The sequence below is a fragment of the Spiribacter aquaticus genome, from assembly GCF_007625215.1.
Classification (GTDB): domain Bacteria; phylum Pseudomonadota; class Gammaproteobacteria; order Nitrococcales; family Nitrococcaceae; genus Spiribacter; species Spiribacter roseus.
Genome location: NZ_VMKP01000001.1, coordinates 359,065 through 378,882, shown reverse-complemented (window position 1 = coordinate 378,882; position 19,818 = coordinate 359,065). Strand labels below are relative to the sequence as shown.

The following is a 19,818-nucleotide window of genomic DNA, read 5'->3' as shown; positions in this document are numbered from 1 at the left end:
TTCAGTGCCAGCCGCACACGACCGTCAGGCCATGGAGGCGCGCTTCAAGGCCGACCTCGTCACCGGCGTGACACGCGGCAAGAAACACGAAAGTGGCGACAAGCACGTCACCGGCGCCGCCACCTATGTCGCGGATCGACTGTCTTTCGCCAATCAGCTCTACCTCCACGCCCACCTCAGCGACTATGCCCACGCTCGGATCAAAGCGATCGACACGACCACCGCCCGCTCTATGCCGGGTGTTGCTGCGGTAATCACCGCCGAGGATGTTCCCGGGGCTCTGGATATCGGGCCCGTTTACGGTGGCGACCCCCTCCTTGCCAGGGATGTCGTGGAGTACGTCGGTCAGCCCGTCGTGGCCGTCGCCGCCGATACGGCCGACCAGGCCCGTGCAGCCGCCCATGCCGTGCGAATCGATTATGAGGAACTCAGACCCATCCTCGATATCCGCGAAGCCCTCGAACGGGAACACTTCGTGCTCGACCCGCACCGTCAGGAGCGGGGTGACGCCGATGGCGCCCTGCAACGAGCCAGAAACCGAATTGACGGAGAGCTCGAGATCGGCGGTCAGGAGCACTTCTACCTCGAGGGGCAGGCGGTTGCGGTCATGCCGACCGAGGATGACGGCATGCTGGTCTACTCGTCGACGCAGAACCCCACGGAAATCCAGAAGCTGGTCGCGAGCGTGCTGGGCATCGACATGAATGCTGTAACCGTTGATACGCGCCGCATGGGGGGCGGCTTTGGTGGCAAGGAGACACAGGCGGCGGGCCCGGCCTGCCTCGCGGCGGTCGTCGCCAACCGGACACAACGACCCACGCGGATGCGCCTGTCCCGCCGCGATGACACCCTCATGACCGGCAAACGCCATCCATTCCTCGCGCGCTACCAGGTCGGCTACGACGACACCGGTCGACTCAGTGGCGTCATCATCGACCTGGCGGCGAACTGTGGCTATTCACCGGACCTCTCCGGTGCCATCGTCGATCGCGCCATGTTCCATGTCGACAACGCCTACTACCTCGGCGATGCTCGGGTCACTGGCTATCGCTGCAAGACGCATCTGGCATCGAACACCGCCTTCCGCGGCTTCGGTGGGCCTCAGGGGATGCTAGTGATTGAGGAAATCATGGACCGCATCGCCCGCGGGCTCGGACTGGACCCCCTCGAGGTCCGGCGTCGCAACTATTACGACGGGGCCGCGCGCAACACCACCCACTACTACCAGACGCTTGAGCAGGACGGCCTGCTCGATGAGATGACCACCCAGCTGGTTGAAAGCGCCGACTATCACGCCCGACGCGAAGCCATCGACACGTTCAACGACGCGCATCGCGTCCTCAAGCGGGGAATGGCGTTAACGCCGGTGAAATTCGGCATTTCGTTCACCACGACTTTCCTCAATCAGGCTGGCGCGCTCATCCATGTCTACACCGACGGAAGCATCCATCTGAACCACGGCGGCACTGAAATGGGGCAGGGCCTCAACACCAAAGTGCAGCAGATCGTCGCCGAAGTCTTTCAGATCGAGACCGATCGGATTCGCATCACCGCCACACGGACGGACAAAGTTCCCAACACCTCACCCACGGCGGCCTCGTCGGGAGCGGATCTCAACGGAATGGCCGCCCGCAATGCAGCCGACACCATCCGCCAGCGGCTGGTTGATTTCGCGGCGGCGCATTTCCGTATCACGCCAGAGGAAGTCGCCTTCTGGAACGGGATGGTGTACCTGCGGAACGAAACCATGACGTTCGAGGCATTGATCGGCCTTGCCTACCAATCGCGGATATCACTCTCGAGTACCGGATATTACCGCACCCCGAAGATCCACTATGACCGCGACCGGGCAGCCGGCAAACCGTTCTATTATTTTGCCTATGGCGTCGCCTGCAGCGAAGTGATCATCGATACGCAGACCGGCGAGTACAGACTCCTCCGGACCGACATCCTTCACGACGTCGGTCAGTCTCTCAACCCGGCGATCGATATTGGCCAGATTGAAGGCGGCTATGCACAGGGCGTTGGCTGGTTGACCACCGAGGAGCTGGTCTGGGACGAGTCCGGACGTTTGATGACGCCGGGGCCCGCCACCTATAAGATTCCGGCGGCCTCGGACATGCCGTCGGCTTTCCATGTTGATCTGGTGGAAAGCCGACCGAACCCTGAAGACACTGTGTTCCGGTCCAAGGCAGTGGGGGAACCGCCGCTGATGCTCGGTATTTCAGCGTGGTGCGCGATCAAGGATGCGATTGCAAGCGTCGACGGGCACCGGACACATCCAGTGATGGACGCGCCCGCGACACCCGAGCGCGTATTCTGGGCGACGCGGTCGGTGAGTGATGCGTCCACATCCAGGCCCGCCCGGCATGCTGGAAGCGAACGCCACCGATCCGACAGGGCCGTCACCGAATGACCTCGTCACCGGGTCGTCGAGCCTGGCGCGCCCAACTCGCCCACTGCATCGATGATCCCGCTCAGGTGGGCGGCGATGCGGCTTTCGAGTACCTCCCGGACGGCGTCATCGTCACACAGGGCGAGTATATAGAAGCGGTCGGCCCCGCGGACCGGATCATTCCCGAACTGTCCCCGGACATTGAGCTGCATCACCTGCCGGAGGCCATCATCACCCCGGGGTTCGTTGACACGCATGTTCACTATTCACAACTGGGAATGATGGGGGCCTACGCCGGAGAGCTTCTGACCTGGCTGGAGGAAGCTGCCCTGCCAGCAGAGATGGCTTTCGCCGATCCCGTCCATGCCCGCTCGATCGCGGAAGGCTTTCTGGACGACCTGCTGGCGAACGGCACGACCACGGCTCTGGTCTTTCCCACGGTTCACCCCGAATCAGTGGACGCATTCTTTGAGGCGGCTCTACACCGCAACCTCCGCATGATCACCGGCAAGGTCCTCATGGACCAGAACGCCCCCACCGGATTGATGGACACGGCGGCCGAGAGCGAACGCCAGACCCGTGACCTCATCGAGCGGTGGCAGGGGCGCGGACGGCTCGGCTATGCCGTCACCCCCCGCTTCGCGCTGACCAGTTCCCGGGAACAGCTGGCCGTGGCCGGGCGATTGCTGGAGGCGTTCCCCGATGTCCTTCTGCACACCCACCTGTGTGAGAACGCGGATGAAATCACTGCGGTCGCCCAGGCCTTTCCCGAATACGATGACTACCTCTCAGTCTACCGAGCACATGGGCTTGTCGGTGATCGCTCAGTGTTCGCGCATTCCATTCATCTGAATGCGGCCGATTATCAATGCCTCGCGCATCACGACGCCGCCGTGGCCTTCTGCCCGATGTCTAACCTCGCCTTGGGGAGTGGGCTGTTCGACCTACGACGCGCCACCGAACACCGGCTGCGGATTGGGCTCGGCACGGACATCGGCGCGGGGAACAGCCTGTCACAGCTGCGTTGCGTTGATGAGGCCCATAAGGTCTGCAAGCTGCAGGGCCAGTCGCTCGAGCCGATCCAGGCGCTTTACCTGATGACCCTCGGCGGTGCACGGGCGTTGCGCCTGGATCAGCGGATCGGCTCCCTGACAACCGGCAGGGAGGCGGATTTCGTGATCCTCGACCTCGAAGGCACGCCGGCGCTGCGACACCGAAGCGTGCCGCCGCGGGATATCAGCGAACGACTGTTCACCCTGTTCGTCCTCGGCGATGACCGCTGTGTCCAGCAGACAGTCGCAGGAGGCGTCATTGTCCACAACCGGCCATCAGCGAGTGTTTCATGAGCCAGTTCAAGACCCTTGATGTTACAGCGCTGTCCCGAGACAGATTCATTGCGATCTTCGGCGGCGTCTACGAACACTCATCCTGGATCGCCGCTCAGGTATTCGATGCCGGCATCGATTCGCAGTGCAATACGATCGCCCGTTTGCATGAGCGGATGGCGAAGGCACTCGAGGCGGCCGGCTCAGACGCGGTTCTTGCGGTGCTGCGCGCCCATCCGGATCTGGCCGGGCGTGCGGCGGTGGCCGGTGAGCTGACTGATGCAAGCCGCGGCGAGCAGGCTGACGCGGGGATCAGCGCCTGCACCCCGGAGCAGTTCAGTCGTTTCCAGGAGCTCAACCGCGCCTATCGGGACAAGTTTGGCTTCCCTTTCATCATTGCGGTCCGCGGTCTGGATCGACACGCTATCCTCTCGGCATTCGAATCACGCATCAACAATGATCAAGCCACAGAAAGGTGCGCCGCACTGCATCAAGTGCACCAGATTGCAGCAAATCGCCTGCGATCACTCTGAACCAAAGCCGGTGGCATCGCCCTGACGACTGGCACGAAAGTTGCTCCTGTAGAGTGAAAGTCAATGACCATCAAAGGGGGCTCCGATGATCCGAAAAGCCATGCTGGCCACAGCATTGACGACCATACTGCCGTCAACCGCACTCGCCGACACCATAGACGCCGGCTTTGCTCTGGACTGGAAATTCGAGGGACCGGCAGCGCCCTATTTCCTCGCACAGGAGCGCGGTTATTTCGCGGATGCGGGGCTTGATATCGAAATTGCCGAAGGGTCGGGGTCGTTGGATGCAATCCCCAAAGTGGCAACCGGGTCCTTTCCCTTTGGGTTCGCCGACATCAACTCCCTGATGCGATTTATTGACCAGAACCCGGATGCCCCCGTGACCGCGGTGATGATGGTTTACGACAAACCACCGTTTTCGATCGTTGGACGCAAGTCGCTCGGGGTGGAATCACCCACTGATCTGGAGGGACGTATTCTGGGCGCACCGCCACCGGATGGGGCCTGGGCGCAGTTTCCGATCTTTGCTCGCGAGGCGGGCATTGATCAGGACTCAATGACCGTTGAGCCCGTCGGGTTCCCGGTCCGCGAACCGATGCTCGCTGACGGTGAGGTTGATGCCATTGCCGGCTTCTCGTTCTCGTCCACCCTCAACCTCCTTCGCCTGGGTGTGCCGCGGGAGGATCTGAGCGTGATGCTGATGGCGGATTACGGCGTCGATCTCTACGGCAATGCCATCATCGTGAACACCGACTTTGCGCAGGCCAACCCGGAGGCCGTCACTGGCTTTCTCGCGGCGATTGCCACCGGTTGGGAGGAGGCCATTGAGGATCCTCAGGCGGCCGTCGAGGCCATGGTGCCGGCCAACCCCGCCATTGACACCGCCAGCGAGACCCAGCGTCTAAGCCTCTCGATCGAGGCGAATGTACTGACCGATGACGTTCAGGCTAACGGAATGGGCGGCATCGATGCGACACGCATGGAAACGGCCATCGAGCAGACCCGGCTGGTCTATGACTTCGAGAACCCGCCCGCGATCGAGCGATTCTTCGATGATTCCTACCTGCCACCTGTCGAGGAGCGGATGCTGGAATGAGGGGGCTGATCGAGATCGACGGGGTCTCGCACGCCTATGCGACGGCGGCGGGGCCTCTCCCCGTTCTGGAAAACCTCAATATCAGCGTTCCCGAGAACGAGTTTGCCGCCGTGGTCGGGCCGTCCGGATGCGGGAAATCCACGCTGACCAAACTCGTCGCCGGGCTGATGATGCCCGACGAGGGCGGCGTGAGGTTGCATGGCCAATGGGTGACCTCGCCGCGAAGCAGTGTGGGGATGGCCTTCCAGAATCCGGTGCTGCTGGAATGGCGCACGATCGTGGACAACGTGGTGCTTCCGCTTGAGATCGTTGCGCCGGGAATGCCGCAGCGGACCCGCGTGGAGCGCGCGATGCAGCTTCTCGAGATGGTTGGTCTGGCCGGGTTCGAGCGCAAGCGTCCCTCTGAGCTGTCCGGTGGCATGCGCCAGCGCGCCTCGTTGTGCCGGGCCATCGTCCACAAGCCCGAGGTGGTGATTCTGGATGAGCCCTTCGGCGCCCTTGACGCGTTCACGCGGGAGGATCTCTGGCAGACGCTGCGCAATCTTCGACGCGAAGAGCCCTTCACAACCCTTCTGATCACACACGACCTGCGTGAGAGTGTGTTCCTCGGCGATCAGGTCGTCGTGCTCTCGGGGCGTCCTGCGCAGACTCAGTACACGCTCAGCGTCGATCTTCCGGAAGATCGTGACATTGAGGTGCTCTACGACAACCGCTCCGTCGACATGCTGGCCACCCTGAGGGAGCAGATCCGGATCGCCCAGGGCCGGGGCAGGCCGGATACGATCGCGGAGGCCTCATGAACTGGAAACACAGGATTGCGATACCGGTGGGCGCGATCATTGTGTTCCTGCTTCTGTGGGAAGCACTGGTCTGGGTCAATGACTGGCCGCCCTATAAGATGGCGGCGCCCTCCGACCTGCCAGCGGCATTCGTCAATTACTCCGGCCTGTTCATAGAAATGGGCTGGCAGACCCTATGGCGGACCGTTGCTGGGCTGAGCCTGTCAGTGGTCGTGGGGACGACCATCGGCATGGTCATGGGGTTTTCACGAATCGCAAGGGAGGCCCTCTACCCCCTACTGGTCGGGTTCAACGCAATCCCCAAGGCGACGCTCGTCCCGGTGCTTGCACTGATCCTGATCGGCCAGCACGATCTGAACACCGTCCTGATGGCGTTTCTGATCTCGTTCTTTCCGATCGCCGTGTCCGTCAGCATCGGGCTGTCGACGCTCGAACCGGAGTACCGCGACATTCTGCGAAGCCTCGGTGCTTCGCGACTCACGCTTTTCCGCAAGATCGCCCTGCCGAAGACGCTGCCCGAGTTTTTTGGCGCGCTGAAAGTCTCCGCGACCCTCGCATTCATCGGCACCAACCTTGTCGAGATCGTCTCGCCACACGGCCGCGGACTCGGCGCGCTTTTTCGTTCGGGCGAGACCAATGGCGACTACCCACTAATGTTCGCCGTACTCATTGTGCTCGCAGTGATGGGGATCATGATTTACTACGCCGTTATCCTGCTCGAACGCATTTTCGCCGGCTGGGCGGAACGTACCGAGACCTCGTGACCCATGATTGGGCCCTTCACTACCCGTTGCAAGGCCGCATCCGCGGAGCACGAAGCCGCTCACCGTCTCCGTGATGTGCTCTATATCAGCATCGCTGTACGCGTCACGTTCCATCAGCGTCAGGACCTGGTACTGAAAATCGGCGTAATGCTGGGTGATCGCCCAGATCATGAAAATCAGATGCAGGGGATCCACCGGAGCCATTTTCCCTTCGCTGATCCACACTTCGATCACCTGAGTACGCGCCTTCACCCATGGCAGAATCACCTCGCGGATCGCACCTCCGTGATGGGGCGCACCATGAATGATTTCCATGGCGAATATCCGGGAGGCACGGGGATCCGCCATGACCCGCCGGAGTTTTTCCCGGACCAGCGTCCCGATCGCGGTCGCAGGATCGGCCTCCGGTGTGAGGCACTCGAAAACGTCGTTCCACTCCCGGGTGATGTCGTCCAGAACGGTGTTGTAAAGCCCAGCCTTAGAACCAAAGTAATAGATGAGATTGGACTTGGGCAGGTCCGCCCGAGCAGCAATCATCTGCAGACTCGTTGCGCGGAACCCCTCACGTCCGAACGCGTCGCGCGCGGCTCGGAGAATCCGGTTGCGCTTTTGATGCCGATTGAGATGGCGTTTATTCATACGGACAGAGAAGGGGTATAGAAGTGGACTACTGGGTGGAACTCGCCAGCATGTTCGTTCGCTGGCTGCATGTCATCACGGCCATCGCGTGGATTGGCAGCTCGTTCTACTTCATCTGGCTCGACCTGTCCCTGCGCCGTGCACAGACCCTGCCCGAGGGCGTGAAGGGAGAGAGTTGGCTTGTCCATGGTGGGGGATTCTACCGCGTCCAGAAATACATGGTGGCACCGTCGGCGATGCCAGAGACGCTGCATTGGTTCAAGTACGAGAGCTATTTCACCTGGATCAGTGGCTTCTTGCTACTCGCCGTAAGCTACTACTGGAGCGCCGAGGCCTATCTGCTCGACCCGGCCGTCTCAGGGCTGAGCGCCTCAGCGGCCATTCTTGTTTCAGGGGCTTCTCTCGCACTCGGATGGCTTGTCTACCACGGTCTATGCAAAAGTCCATTGGGCCGTCGCACGGGCTTACTGGCGATCGCTGTATACGGCTTTGTCGTTGCTTCGGCCTGGGGCTACAGCGAAGTGTTCAGTTCTCGGGCGGCCCTGCTTCATACCGGAGCGCTCGTCGCGACCTGGATGACCGCGAACGTTTTTTTCGTGATCATTCCCAACCAGAAGCGGGTGGTGAACGCGCTTCAGGCCGACGAGGCTCCCGACCCGGCACTGGGCCTGGAGGCGAAGCAGCGGTCAACGCACAATAACTACCTGACCCTGCCCGTGCTGTTCATGATGCTCTCCAATCACTACCCGATGACCTTCGTCGGCGAATGGCTGTGGTTGCTCGCGGGGGTCATCGTCCTGCTCGGGGGCGTCATCCGTGACTACTTCAACGCAACCCACAGTGGGTACTCGGGGCTGAGGGTCCAATGGCAGTGGCCGGCTGCCCTTGTGCTGATTCTAGGTCTCGGCATTGCCCTGAGGCCCGCCCCCGTCGGGGGCGAGCGGGTCACACCGGCTTCAGTCAGTGTGTCTGACGACGTCGTACGAACCATTGTCGAGAAGCATTGCGTGTCCTGTCATGCCGCGGAACCGTCAATGCCAGGGTATGCGCAACCTCCCCAGGGGGTGCGTCTGGAAACGCTCGACGACATCCGGCGTTATTCATCGCAGGTTCACGCGCAATCAGTGGCATCGCATGCAATGCCACTGGGAAACATGACCGGAATGACGGGCGACGAAAGGCAGGCACTCGCCGCTTGGCTGGCAGAGCAATGAGGGCATCTGGCAACTGAATTCATCACGATCACTGAATAAATGTTGGGGGGTAAACGCAATGCTTGAACGGTTTTTTGGCCTTGCCGAAAACGAGACGACGGTACGCCGTGAGATTCTCGCTGGACTAACCACTTTTCTCACGATGGCCTACATCATCGTCGTCAACCCGAGCATCCTATCGGATACGGGCATGGACTGGGGGGCAGTGTTCGTCGCGACCTGCGTCGCCGCGGCGCTGGGCTGTCTCATCATGGGCCTCTATGCCAATTATCCCTTTGGACTGGCACCGGGCATGGGTCTGAACGCGTATTTCACCTACAGTGTAGTGCTGGGGATGGGGATTGCCTGGCAGACCGCTCTGGGAGCGGTATTCCTCTCGGGCATCCTGTTCCTGATCATTTCGCTATTGCCGATCCGCGAATGGATCATAAATGCGATACCGATGTCACTGAAAATGGCCATCTCCGCCGGCATTGGATTCTTCCTCGCCATCATCGCGCTTAAGAACGCCGGCGTTGTCGTTAACAGCGACGCGACACTGGTCACACTCGGCGATCTCACCGCCACGTCCACGGTGCTGGCGATGCTCGGGTTCGTGATCATGATCGCGCTGAGTTACCACCGCATACCTGGGGCAATCCTGATTGGCATCCTTGCCGTCAGCGCCATCGGTGTGCCGTTCGGTGTGGCTGAGTTCGACGGCGTTGTCTCAATGCCGCCGGACCCAAGCCCGACGTTGCTGCAGATGGATATCGCGGGCGCACTCGAAATGGGATTGATCTCAGTCGTGCTTGTGTTCCTCTTTGTGGATCTGTTTGACAGTTCCGGGACTCTGGTGGGCCTGTCCCACCGCGCCGGGTTTCTCGATCAGGGCGGGCGCCTCGGGCGTTTGCGCAATGCACTCGTGGCTGACTCGGGCGCCAGCATTGGCGGCGCCATGCTCGGCACCTCGACGACGACGACCTACATCGAGAGTGCGGCAGGCATCAACGTGGGGGGCCGGACGGGACTGACCGCGGTTGTCATCGCGGTGCTGTTCCTGCTTTCCCTGTTTTTCCTGCCACTGGTCAGTGCGATTCCCGGGTATGCCACGGCACCCGCGCTGCTGTTCGTTGCCTGCATGATGGCACGCGGCCTTGCTGATCTGGACTGGGATGACATCACCGACACGGCGCCGGCGGTTGTGACCGCAATCGCGATGCCTCTCACCTATTCCATCGCTGATGGCATGGGCCTTGGCTTCATCACGTACGCCCTTGGCAAGGCCCTCGCCGGCCAGGGCCGGAATGTCCACATCGCAGTGTGGGTGATTGCCGCCCTGTTCGCATTGCGGTTCGCCTTCATCTAAAGGGGATCGGGCCTTGATGCTCCTGGCTCGTAACCACCGGGAGCGCTCCTCAGGGCCCCAGCTCCTTGACCGCTTCCATGGCCACGTAGGTACTGGTGGAAGCCACGTACGGGAGGCTGGAAATCGATTCGGCAAGCACCCGCCGATAGCTCGAGATCCCGGGCGTGCGCACCTTGAGCAGATAGTCGAACCCACCGGCGATGAGGTGGCATTCCTCGATCTCGGGGATATCGCGGGCGGCGGCGTTGAAGTCGCGCAACGCGGCCTCGCGGGTATCCGACAGGCGCACCTCGACGAACGCCACATGCGCCGCGCCGATGCCGATGGGGTCGAGGATGGCCCGATAGCCGCGAATCACCTGGCTTTTCTCAAGGCGCTGCAGGCGCGCCTGGGTAGGCGTCTTGGAGCGGCCGATACGGCGGGCGAGCTCGGCCACGCTGATGCGGCCGTTCACGGAGAGCACGCGAAGGATGGCGCGGTCCAGACGATCGAGGGAAAGGGACTTGCCCGGTTCATCCGTCATTGAAAAGGCCTCCAGAACAATTCGTTTGACCTTCTGATCCGTCGTTTTCAGGCCAATCTATCATTTTTTCTCGTTTATGGTGATTGGCATGGATATTCGAATCAGTGCCCTCGATAGCAATCGTCCCGTCGAACTGCCGGCGGCCCTCACCCATGGCATGCGGCGCTCGGAGATCACCACGCTGCAGCGGCTCGTCGACCGGGCGGCACTGTCCCCGGCCCAGCGTGGCGCCATCGTCGCGGACGCCGCCGGCCTGGTGCGCGAAATCCGCCAGAGCGCCCGTCCCGGGCTGATGGAGGTGTTTCTCGCCGAGTATGGCCTGTCCACCGACGAGGGCATCGCGCTCATGTGCCTTGCCGAGGCCCTGCTGCGGGTGCCGGATGCGCCCAGCATTGATGCCCTGATTGAGGACAAGATCCGCCCGTCCGACTGGGGCCAGCACATGGGGCATTCCAGCTCCAGCCTGGTGAACGCCTCGACCTGGGCGCTGATGCTGACCGGCCGGATCCTCGACGATCCCGGCAAGGGCGTCACCCGCAACCTGCGCAGTGCCGTCAAGCGCCTTGGCGAGCCGGTGATCCGGACCGCGGTCGGGCGCGCCATGCGCGAAATGGGCCGGCAGTTCGTGCTGGGCGAGTCCATCCAGGCGGCCCTCAAGCGGGCGCGCGGGCAGGAGAAAAAGGGCTTCACCTACTCCTACGACATGCTGGGCGAGGCCGCCCGCACCGCGACGGACGCCGAGCATTATTTCGAGGCCTACCGCGACGCCATCCTGCGCATCAGCGCCGCCGCGCGCCAGGACAGTGCCCGCGACAATCCGGGCATCTCGGTCAAGCTCTCGGCGCTGCACCCGCGCTACGAGCTGGCCCAGCGCGACCGTGTACTCACCGAGTTGGTGCCGCGGGTCACCGCCCTCGCCCGGCTCGCCGCGGAAAAAGGCCTCGGGTTCAACATCGACGCCGAGGAGTCGGACCGGCTCAACCTCTCGCTGGAGGTGGCCGAGGCCATCCTGCAGGACCCCGGCACCGCCGGCTGGGATGGCTTTGGCATGGTCATTCAGGCCTATGGCCAGCGCGCCGCCGACACGGTGGACTGGCTCTATGCGCTGGCCGGACGACTCGATCGACGGATGACGCTGCGTCTGGTCAAGGGCGCCTACTGGGATACTGAGATCAAGCGCGCCCAGGCGCTGGGCGTGGATGGTTTTCCGGTATTCACCCGCAAGGCCGGGAGCGACGTCAGCTACCTGGCCGTTTCGCGCCAGCTGCTGGGGATGACCGACCGGCTCTACCCCCAGTTCGCGACGCACAATGCCCATTCAGTCGCGGCGATCATGGCGATGGCCGGGGAGCAGGCCGTACCCGCCGAGGCCTTCGAGTTTCAGCGCCTGCACGGCATGGGCGAGCGCCTGCACGACATCGTCATGCAGCGTCACGGCACCCGCTGCCGCATCTATGCGCCGGTGGGCGAGCACCGCGACCTGCTGGCCTACCTGGTGCGGCGGTTGCTGGAAAACGGCGCGAACTCATCGTTCGTCAATCAGATCGTTGACGAGAACGTCCCGCCGGAGACCGTGGTCGCCTGTCCGTTCGAGGCGCTCGACGATGTTGTCCATCCGGTCAACCCCAAGCTTGCCAACGGCCCGGAACTGTTCCAGCCGGTGCGCCGCAACGCCCGGGGGTTCGATCTGGGGGACATCGCCGATCTGGACTGCATCGAGGGCGCCCGGCGGCCTTACCACGCCCGCCGTTTTGAGGCCCGGCCCCTGCTCGCCGATGGGGCAGCCACCGAGGGAGCTGAGGGGCATGACCACCCCAATCCCGCCGATCCCGCCGACATTGTCAGCACGGTCTACGACGCCAGCCCCGATGACGTCAGCCGCGCCATTGAAGCCGCCCGGCCGTGGCCGGCGTCACCGCGTGAGCGGGGCAACATCCTCGAGCGGGCCGCCGAGCTCTATGAACGCGACTTTGGCGAAATCCTGGCCATCGTCGCCCGCGAGGCCGGCAAGAACCTGCTCGACGCCGTTGGCGAGCTGCGTGAGGCCATCGACTTTCTCTACTACTACGCCCGCCAGTCCCGGCAGCTCGAGCCCGAGCCGCGGGGGCGGTTCGCGTGCATCTCGCCATGGAACTTCCCGCTGGCCATATTCACCGGTCAGATCGCCGGCGCCCTCGCCGCCGGGAATGCGGTGCTCGCCAAGCCCGCCGAGCAGTCCCCACTGACCGCGGCCAAGGGGGTGGCGCTGCTCCATGAAGCCGGTGTGCCCGTCTCGGCCCTGCAGTTTCTGCCCGGTGACGGGGCCCGCGTAGGGGCGGCGCTCACCGCTGATTCGCGGATCGACGGCGTCGCCTTCACCGGCGGGACCGAAACGGCACAGGCCATCCATCGCAGCATGCATGGCAACCTCGACCCAGGGGCACCGCTGATCGCCGAGACCGGCGGCCTGAATGCCATGATCATCGATTCCACGGCGCTGCACGAGCAGGCGGTGCGCGATGTGATCGCCAGTGCCTTCCAGTCGGCCGGTCAGCGCTGCTCGGCGCTGCGCTGCCTGTATGTACAGGAGGATGTCCGCGACGATTTCATGCGCATGCTGCTGGGTGCGATGGATGAACTGCGCCTGGGCAATCCCTGGCAGCTGTCCACCGACGTGGGGCCGGTGATCGACGCCGAGGCGGCCACCGCGATCAATGATTATGTCGCCGCAGCGCGTCGTCAGGGGCGGCTGATCAAGCAGGTCGAAGCCCCCGAGAGCGGCCATTTCGTTGGCCCGGCGGTCATCGAGGTTGATGGCATCGACGACCTCGAGCGCGAGGTCTTTGGCCCCGTGCTGCATGTCGCCGGCTATCAAGCCGAAGACCTCGACGCGGTGATCGATGCCATCAACGCTCGTGGCTACGGACTGACCTTCGGGGTGCACACCCGCATCGAGGACCGCGTCCAGCACATCGTCGACCGCGTCCATGCCGGCAACCTGTACGTCAACCGCAACCAGATCGGCGCGATTGTCGCCAGTCAGCCCTTCGGTGGCGAGGGGCTTTCAGGGACCGGGCCCAAGGCCGGCGGCCCCGATTACGTGCCCCGCTTCGCCCGCGGGACGCCGCCACCGGCCATCGGCCAGCCCGGCGCCGAGCCGGCGGATGTCGGCGCCATCCAGGAGACGCTCGAGGCCAGTGCCAATGCCCCCATGCCCGCCCAGGGCATGGACATGCCGGGCCCCACCGGCGAGTCCAACCGCCTCTATCATGTTCCCCGGGCCCCGCTGCTCTGCCTGGGGCCCGGGGTCGAGGCCGCCGCCGAGCAGCGTCGCCAGGTGGAGGCGCTGGGCGGCGTGGCCATCGAGGCGCCCGGGGCACTGCCAGCCAGTGCGCTGGAGACACTGACCGGTTTTTCGGCAGCGATCTGGTGGGGCGACACCCCCACCGGGCAGTCGTATGCCCGCGCCCTCGCGCAGCGCGACGGCGTCATACTGCCGCTGATCACCGGCCGCCCGGACCGTGCCCACGTCAATCAGGAACGCCACGTCTGCGTGGACATCACCGCTTCCGGTGGCAACGCCCAGCTGCTCGCCAAGGTGCAGTAACCCGCGGCGACTGCACCCCGCTTTACTTCCCAAGGGCGGGCTCCCAGAATGCGGCGCTTTTTATCCATGGGGGAAAGCGCCAATGGCCAGAACGCCGGATCACTACGGGACAGGCACAAACAAGCAACGCATCTTTGGTGACCCCTGGGTCTTCGGGATCAGCGCAGGGTTCATACTGCTGTTTGTCGGCCTGTCCATCCTTGATGTCGATCTGGTCAGTCAGCTGGTGGGCGGCGGCTTCGCCTGGACGGCCAAGTACTTGGGCTCATACTTCCAGCTGCTGCTGCTGCTGACCTTCGTCATTGCCATCGCGGTGGCCATCTCGCCGGCCGGCGGCGCGGTCATGGGCGATCTCGACACCCCCGAGATGAGCACCTTCCGCTGGGTGGCCATCATCATGTGCACCCTGCTGGCCGGTGGTGGGGTGTTCTTCGCAGCCGGTGAACCGGTCTACCACTTCATCGCCCAGACGCCGCCGGCCTTTGACACCGAGACCGGCACCGTCGAGGCCATCCGCGGCGCCCTCGCCCAGTCATTCATGCACTGGGGCTTTCTTGCCTGGGCGGTGCTGGGCGGGCTGACCAGTCTGGTGCTGGTCCATGCACACTACGTCAAGGGTCAGCCCCTGCAGCCCCGCACCCTGCTCTATCCGGTGTTCGGCGACCGGGTCATGCGCGGCGCCTTTGGCGGCGTCGTCGATGCGGTGTGCGTGATCTCGGTGGTGGCGGGCACCGTCGGCCCCATCGGCTTTCTGGCCACCCAGGTCGCCTTTGGCGGCAGCGTGCTGTTCGGCCTGCCCGATGGCTACGGCACCCAGCTGGCGGTGCTGGTGGTGCTCGGCGGGATCTACGTGACCTCGGCGATCACCGGCATCCATCGCGGCATCCAGATGCTCAGCCGCTTCAACGTCTACCTGGCACTGGCCATTGGCGCGGTCATCCTGGTGTTCGGGCCCACGCTGTTCCTGGTCGACGCCTATACCCAGGGCATGGGGGCGTATCTGGGCAACTTCCTCGCCATGGCCACCATGACCACCCAGACCGCGCCGGACTGGTGGATGAAGTGGTGGACGGTGTTCTTCTTTGCCTGGTTCATCGGCTATGGGCCGCTGATGGCGCTGTTCGTGGCGCGGATCTCGCGCGGGCGCACCGTGCGCGAAATGATCCTCGCGGTCTGCGTGGCCGCTCCGGTCGCCACCACGGTCTGGTTCACGCTGCTGGGCGGCTCGGGCATCTTCTATCAGCTGAACGGCAGCATCGATCTTGCCGAAGCGCTGACCAACTTCCGCTTTGATGTCGCCACGCTCACCGTCGCCCAGGCCCTGCCACTGGGCTCGGTGATGGCCGCCGCGATCCTGCTGCTGACCACCATCTTCGTGGCCACGACCGGCGATTCAATGAGCTACACCATCTCCATGGTCGCCACCGGGCACGACCGTCCCGAGACAGGCGTTCGCGCTTTCTGGGGGATCGCCCTGGCGGTGATGGCCGCGATCCTGCTCTACATGGGTGCCGGGCAGATCTCGGCACTGCAGCAGTTCATCGTGGTGACCGCCATCCCGGTGTCGCTGGTGCTGCTGCCATCGCTGTGGACCGGGCCGAAAGCGGCCTATGCCATGGCGCGGGCCCAGGGCCTGGTACGCTGAGGTCCGGCCCCGGGCAGGGCCCGATCAGGGCTCGACCGGCTCGAGCAGCGCCGGGTCGTCCTCACTGGGTCGATTGACCCGGGGGGACACCGGCCACGCCTCAAGCGCCTCGGGGTCGAGGCGCTGGACGGCCCGGCGGATATCGGCCCGCGCGGTCAGGTGGGGATCAAGCCAGCTCGCCCAGCACCCGGGGTCCAGCACCAGGGGCATCCGCGGGTGAACCGAACGGGCGATGCCGCGCGCCGGCTCGGTGATGACGGCGCAGGAGCGGCCTGCGTCGGTGCGGTCCTCCGGGGCCTCGGTCCAGATCCCGGCATAGGCGATCAGCGGGGCATCCGCTACGGTGAAATACCAGGGTTGCTTGCCGGCGTCGGTGGCCTGCCACTCGAACCAGCCGTTGGCCGGGATCAGACAGCGCCGATGGGCAAACGCATCACGAAAGTAGGGCGAGGTGGCCACGGTCTCGGCCCGGGCATTGATGGGGGACGGCGCATCACTGCCCGCCCAGTGCGGGTGAAAGCCCCAGTGGTCAAGCGCCAGCCGCGGTGCCGCCGAGGCCGGGTCGGCATGGGCGGTCAGGATCGGCCGGCCGGGGGTGATGTTGTAACCACCGGCCGGCGCCTCGGATTCTTCCAGCCCGTCGCCGGCGCCCATGGCCCGGGCCACGGCATCGGCGCTGACATGGCGGTCAAAGCGTCCGCACATGGCGCAGGCCGTCGCTGCAGTGGCTAGATATCGATGCAGATCTTGCCAAAGTGGGCACCGCTTTCCTCGTGCTGGAAGGCCTCGACCAGCCGATCCAGCGGAAAATGCCGATCAATGACCGGCTGGATGCCGGTGGCTTCCATGGCCTCGACCAGATCCTGCTGATCGCGCCGGCTGCCGACGAGCACGGCCTGCAGACGCTGCTGACGCAACAGCGCCTGAATCAGCGGGAAGTCGCCGTTCACGCCGGTGAGCACACCGATCAGCGAGATGTGCCCGCCCACGGCGGCGGCTTTCATCGACTGCTGCAGCGTGCCCGGGCCGCCCACTTCAACGACATGATCGACACCGCGGCCCTCGGTCAGCGCACGGACCTCGTCGCCCCACTCGGGGGTGTCGCGGTAGTTGATCACCGCCTCGGCGCCCATCGCCCGCAGCCGTTCAAGCTTTTCGTCGCTCGAGGAGGTGGCGATCACCCGGGCGCCGGCCGCCACGGCCATCTGCAGGGCATAGATCGACACCCCGCCGGTGCCCAGGGTCAGCACGGTCTGCCCGGGCTTGAGGTTGCCGTTTACGAACAGCGCCCGCCAGGCGGTGACACCCGCCGTGGTCAGCGTCGCCGCCTCGGCATGGCTCCAGCCTGCCGGGATGCGGGTAAAGGCGTTGGCGGAACGGGTCACGGATTCCCGTGCATAGCCATCAATGCCATCGCCGGGTGTCCCGCCAAAGCCCTCATCGGTCGCATCACCGTCCACCCAGTCCGGGAAGAACGTGCTGACCACCGCATCGCCCACGGCAAACTCGTCGACCCCCTCGCCCACGGCGGTCACGTCACCGGCGCCATCGGAAAGTGGGATACGCGACTCGTGCCGGGGGGCCATCGGCCCTTTAACGACCCCGTAGTCATGGTAGTTCAGGGAACTGGCGCGCAGTCGGACGGTGATTTCGCCGGCGGCGGGTGCCGGCGGGTCGGCCCGGTTGTCGAGGCTGACCTGATCGAAGCCACCGCCAGCGGCGATTGTCAGTGTCCGGTTCCCCATATTTTTCTCCTCAGCGTGAATGCCTGACTGTTATAGGGCGTCATGCTGAGCACGCTGGCGGATCGACGCAACCGTTCGCGCCCCGGCAGGCCTAATCCGGGGGAACGCGCAGCTGGGACTCGCATTCGCGGCGCACCTCGGCAAACGCCTCGGCGACCCGCTCCGTGGGAAACAGACGTACCAGACGTCGGTCATCCGCCCGGCGTGATTTGATCAGCCAGCCATCGGCCACCAACTGCGACAGGTTGTAGCGAACCCCCGTCACCGAATAAGGCAGCGTCGCAAGCAGCTGCTTCACACTCAGCGGCGTTTGCGCGTTGCTGGCGCGGGTCACCGCCACCAGAATGTCGAGCGCAATGAGGGAGGCACCGTAGGGGAGCGCCGGCGAGATCGACTCCCTGAGCTTTGCGGTCAGGTCCGCGTCGGCAAGCATTGTCTGCCGTTCCATGGCAATCCCTTGTGTCCCCGTCCGATGTTGAAGCTAGTCATGCCATCCCCCCGTCGCAATTAAATTCAACTACTAAATTAAACCCCTTCCTCGCACTGACCTCGAGCCACCGACAGAATGTGGACCTGCATCAGATCAGCGGCGCTTTCGCCGTCGGCATTGGCGAGCGCGTCGGTAATGCGGGCGTGCTCGTCGATGGCGTTGGCCATGACCGGATGGTCCAGGCCATAGGTGCTGCGCGCGGAGATGGCGCCGTGCATCACCGTCTCCAGCGAGCGCTGCAGGCGACGACTGCCAGCCGCGGCCATGATGGTCTGGTGAAACTCGAGATTAAGATCACTCAGCCAGTCATGGGGTGGCGAAGCACGCTGCAGCAGGGTGAACTCCTGCTCAACGATGGCCCGCAGGCGCGTGAGCTGGGTCGCGCGGATGCGAACCGCCGCGCGCCGGGCGGCGTACGCCTCGAGCAGTGCGCGGATTTCGAAAACCTCGTGACTGTCCTCGCGGGTCCACTCAATCACTCGGGCGCCGCGGTAGGGGATATTCTCCACCCAGCCATCGGCGGCCAGCCGTGAAAGGGCCGCCTGCACCGGCGCCTGCGAGGTCCCCAGCTCATCGGCAATCATCTGCTGTTTGAGGAAGTCCCCACCGCGAAAGCCACCCTCGAGAATGCGCTGGCGGATGGCAAGGCAGATCTGATCGGTCACCGTGTCCATGAAGTCCTGATGTCAGCTCAACGATGCGACTCCATTGGATATTGCGCCGTGGGCCGGCGTGTTGCAACGCTGGCGGTTTCAGCCCGGACCTGCTCAAGGAAACCCGCCAGCCGCGGCCACTGCGCGGCCAGCTCGTCGCTGAGGTCATGCCCGCCCTCGAGCCATACCTGCCAGGTCGTTTCCGGCGGTCCTGCCCGGGCCAGTGCCTCGGCATCGGCCGGGGGGATCACCGTATCGCCCCGGCCATGGGCGATCAGCACCGGAATGTCCAGTCCGCGGATGACCTTCACCGGTGCAATAGTGTCAAAGCGATGACCGATCACCGCCTCGATGTACCGAAACACCAGCCAGCCCAACGGCATATAGGGGATATGCCGGGCGGCCAGCCAGCGCTGCATCATGCGCGTCGGATGGACAAACCCGGACAGACTGATCGCCGCATCAATGTCGTCGCACCACGAGGCCGCCAGCAGCGTCGCCGCCGCGCCCACCGAGTGCCCGGCCACCACCAGCGGACCCTCGTCACCGGTGTCATGGCGTCGCAGCCAGCTCACGGCCGCGACGATATCCTCGGCAAAGCGCGGCATCGATGAAAAGGTATCGTCATCGCTGTTGCCATGATTGCGGACGTCGAAGACCAGCACCTGCCAGCCCGCCTGCTGCAGCGGTCGCGCGAGGGCCAGCATGAACACCCGGTTGACGCCCCAGCCGTGACAGATCACGACGCGGCCGACGCGCGGATCCCCCGCCAGCAACCAGCCTGACAGCCAGCGCCCGCAGCGGGTGCGGAAGCGCACACTGTCAGCGACGACACCATAGCCCGCCGGCGTCCCCGTTACCGGCCGGCGGGGCGCCGCGAGACTGCGGCGCAGCCAGACCGCGCCACCCGCGAGCAGCGCAGCCACCACGGCCACCGCCGTAATCAGGCCGATCATCTCGACAGGCACAGGCGACGCATGGGCCACTGACTGGGGGAGAGCGGTCGGGCATGTTCGGACGCGGGCATATCGGGCTGTTCTGGCGGATGGATGACTAATGTAT

Annotated in this window: 17 protein-coding genes; 10 read left to right on the top strand and 7 right to left on the bottom strand. The window is 64.3% G+C overall.

What is annotated here, in order from left to right:
• Positions 1 to 4: 4 nt before the first annotated feature.
• The 6 genes from xdhB to FPL11_RS01845 all read left to right on the top strand — a co-directional run bounded on the left by xdhB (position 5) and on the right by FPL11_RS01845 (position 6,913).
• On the top strand, positions 5 to 2,416 hold the full coding sequence (xdhB, locus tag FPL11_RS01870; RefSeq protein ID WP_235013505.1) for a xanthine dehydrogenase molybdopterin binding subunit: 2,412 nt from the start codon (positions 5 to 7) through the stop codon (positions 2,414 to 2,416).
• The gene (guaD, locus tag FPL11_RS01865) at positions 2,413 to 3,741 is read left to right on the top strand and encodes a guanine deaminase (RefSeq protein WP_144346991.1); all 1,329 of its coding nucleotides are present in this window, start codon (positions 2,413 to 2,415) and stop codon (positions 3,739 to 3,741) included. The genes xdhB and guaD overlap by 4 nt, the downstream gene beginning before the upstream one ends.
• On the top strand, positions 3,738 to 4,253 hold the full coding sequence (uraD, locus tag FPL11_RS01860; protein WP_144346990.1) for a 2-oxo-4-hydroxy-4-carboxy-5-ureidoimidazoline decarboxylase: 516 nt from the start codon (positions 3,738 to 3,740) through the stop codon (positions 4,251 to 4,253). The genes guaD and uraD overlap by 4 nt, the downstream gene beginning before the upstream one ends.
• Positions 4,254 to 4,338: 85 nt before the next feature.
• Positions 4,339 to 5,349 (top strand): ABC transporter substrate-binding protein, encoded by a 1,011-nt coding sequence (locus FPL11_RS01855; protein ID WP_144346989.1) that lies wholly within the window; start codon positions 4,339 to 4,341, stop codon positions 5,347 to 5,349.
• Entirely contained in the window at positions 5,346 to 6,149 is an 804-nt protein-coding gene (locus FPL11_RS01850; protein ID WP_144346988.1) for an ABC transporter ATP-binding protein, read from the top strand. Before FPL11_RS01855 ends, FPL11_RS01850 begins: the two co-directional genes overlap by 4 nt.
• Before the next feature lie 26 nt (positions 6,150 to 6,175).
• Positions 6,176 to 6,913 carry an ABC transporter permease gene (locus FPL11_RS01845; protein ID WP_200833615.1) on the top strand — a complete coding sequence of 246 codons (738 nt, stop codon included), beginning with the start codon at positions 6,176 to 6,178 and terminating at the stop codon, positions 6,911 to 6,913.
• Here FPL11_RS01845 and FPL11_RS01840 read toward each other — a convergent pair.
• The gene (locus tag FPL11_RS01840) at positions 6,800 to 7,552 is read right to left on the bottom strand and encodes a TetR/AcrR family transcriptional regulator (RefSeq protein ID WP_144346986.1); all 753 of its coding nucleotides are present in this window, start codon (positions 7,550 to 7,552) and stop codon (positions 6,800 to 6,802) included. The two genes, FPL11_RS01845 and FPL11_RS01840, sit on opposite strands and share 114 nt — an antisense overlap.
• Before the next feature lie 23 nt (positions 7,553 to 7,575).
• Between FPL11_RS01840 and FPL11_RS01835 the strand changes: the two genes are divergently transcribed.
• Together FPL11_RS01835 and FPL11_RS01830 are read left to right on the top strand one after the other, a co-directional pair.
• Complete coding sequence (locus FPL11_RS01835) at positions 7,576 to 8,766, top strand: urate hydroxylase PuuD (protein WP_235013504.1); 1,191 nt, start codon at positions 7,576 to 7,578, stop codon at positions 8,764 to 8,766.
• Between the two features lie 58 nt (positions 8,767 to 8,824).
• Positions 8,825 to 10,114: an NCS2 family permease gene (locus tag FPL11_RS01830; RefSeq protein WP_144346985.1), complete on the top strand. Its 1,290-nt coding sequence runs from the start codon at positions 8,825 to 8,827 to the stop codon at positions 10,112 to 10,114.
• 49 nt (positions 10,115 to 10,163) lie between these two features.
• On the opposite strand, the gene FPL11_RS01825 is transcribed toward FPL11_RS01830, so the two are convergent.
• Positions 10,164 to 10,637 (bottom strand): Lrp/AsnC ligand binding domain-containing protein, encoded by a 474-nt coding sequence (locus FPL11_RS01825; RefSeq protein ID WP_144346984.1) that lies wholly within the window; start codon positions 10,635 to 10,637, stop codon positions 10,164 to 10,166.
• A gap of 88 nt (positions 10,638 to 10,725) precedes the next feature.
• On the opposite strand from FPL11_RS01825, the gene putA reads away from it, so the two are divergent.
• Positions 10,726 to 14,223, top strand: a complete 3,498-nt coding sequence (gene putA / locus FPL11_RS01820; RefSeq protein ID WP_144346983.1) for a bifunctional proline dehydrogenase/L-glutamate gamma-semialdehyde dehydrogenase PutA — start codon at positions 10,726 to 10,728, stop codon at positions 14,221 to 14,223.
• An 82-nt stretch (positions 14,224 to 14,305) separates the two neighbouring features.
• Positions 14,306 to 15,868, top strand: coding sequence for a BCCT family transporter (locus FPL11_RS01815; protein ID WP_144346982.1), 1,563 nt, complete (start codon positions 14,306 to 14,308; stop codon positions 15,866 to 15,868).
• A gap of 24 nt (positions 15,869 to 15,892) precedes the next feature.
• Here FPL11_RS01815 and FPL11_RS01810 read toward each other — a convergent pair whose 3' ends face one another.
• The 5 genes from FPL11_RS01810 to FPL11_RS01790 all read right to left on the bottom strand — a co-directional run bounded on the left by FPL11_RS01810 (position 15,893) and on the right by FPL11_RS01790 (position 19,712).
• The gene (locus FPL11_RS01810; RefSeq protein WP_144346981.1) at positions 15,893 to 16,573 is read right to left on the bottom strand and encodes an SOS response-associated peptidase; all 681 of its coding nucleotides are present in this window, start codon (positions 16,571 to 16,573) and stop codon (positions 15,893 to 15,895) included.
• 23 nt (positions 16,574 to 16,596) lie between these two features.
• Positions 16,597 to 17,613 carry a zinc-dependent alcohol dehydrogenase family protein gene (locus tag FPL11_RS01805; protein ID WP_144346980.1) on the bottom strand — a complete coding sequence of 339 codons (1,017 nt, stop codon included), beginning with the start codon at positions 17,611 to 17,613 and terminating at the stop codon, positions 16,597 to 16,599.
• A gap of 91 nt (positions 17,614 to 17,704) precedes the next feature.
• The gene (locus FPL11_RS01800) at positions 17,705 to 18,061 is read right to left on the bottom strand and encodes a helix-turn-helix domain-containing protein (protein ID WP_110882331.1); all 357 of its coding nucleotides are present in this window, start codon (positions 18,059 to 18,061) and stop codon (positions 17,705 to 17,707) included.
• Between the two features lie 77 nt (positions 18,062 to 18,138).
• A complete protein-coding gene (locus FPL11_RS01795; protein WP_144346979.1) occupies positions 18,139 to 18,777 on the bottom strand; it encodes a GntR family transcriptional regulator in 639 nt (212 codons plus the stop codon).
• A 17-nt stretch (positions 18,778 to 18,794) separates the two neighbouring features.
• Positions 18,795 to 19,712 carry an alpha/beta hydrolase gene (locus tag FPL11_RS01790; RefSeq protein ID WP_144346978.1) on the bottom strand — a complete coding sequence of 306 codons (918 nt, stop codon included), beginning with the start codon at positions 19,710 to 19,712 and terminating at the stop codon, positions 18,795 to 18,797.
• Positions 19,713 to 19,818: the final 106 nt, after the last annotated feature.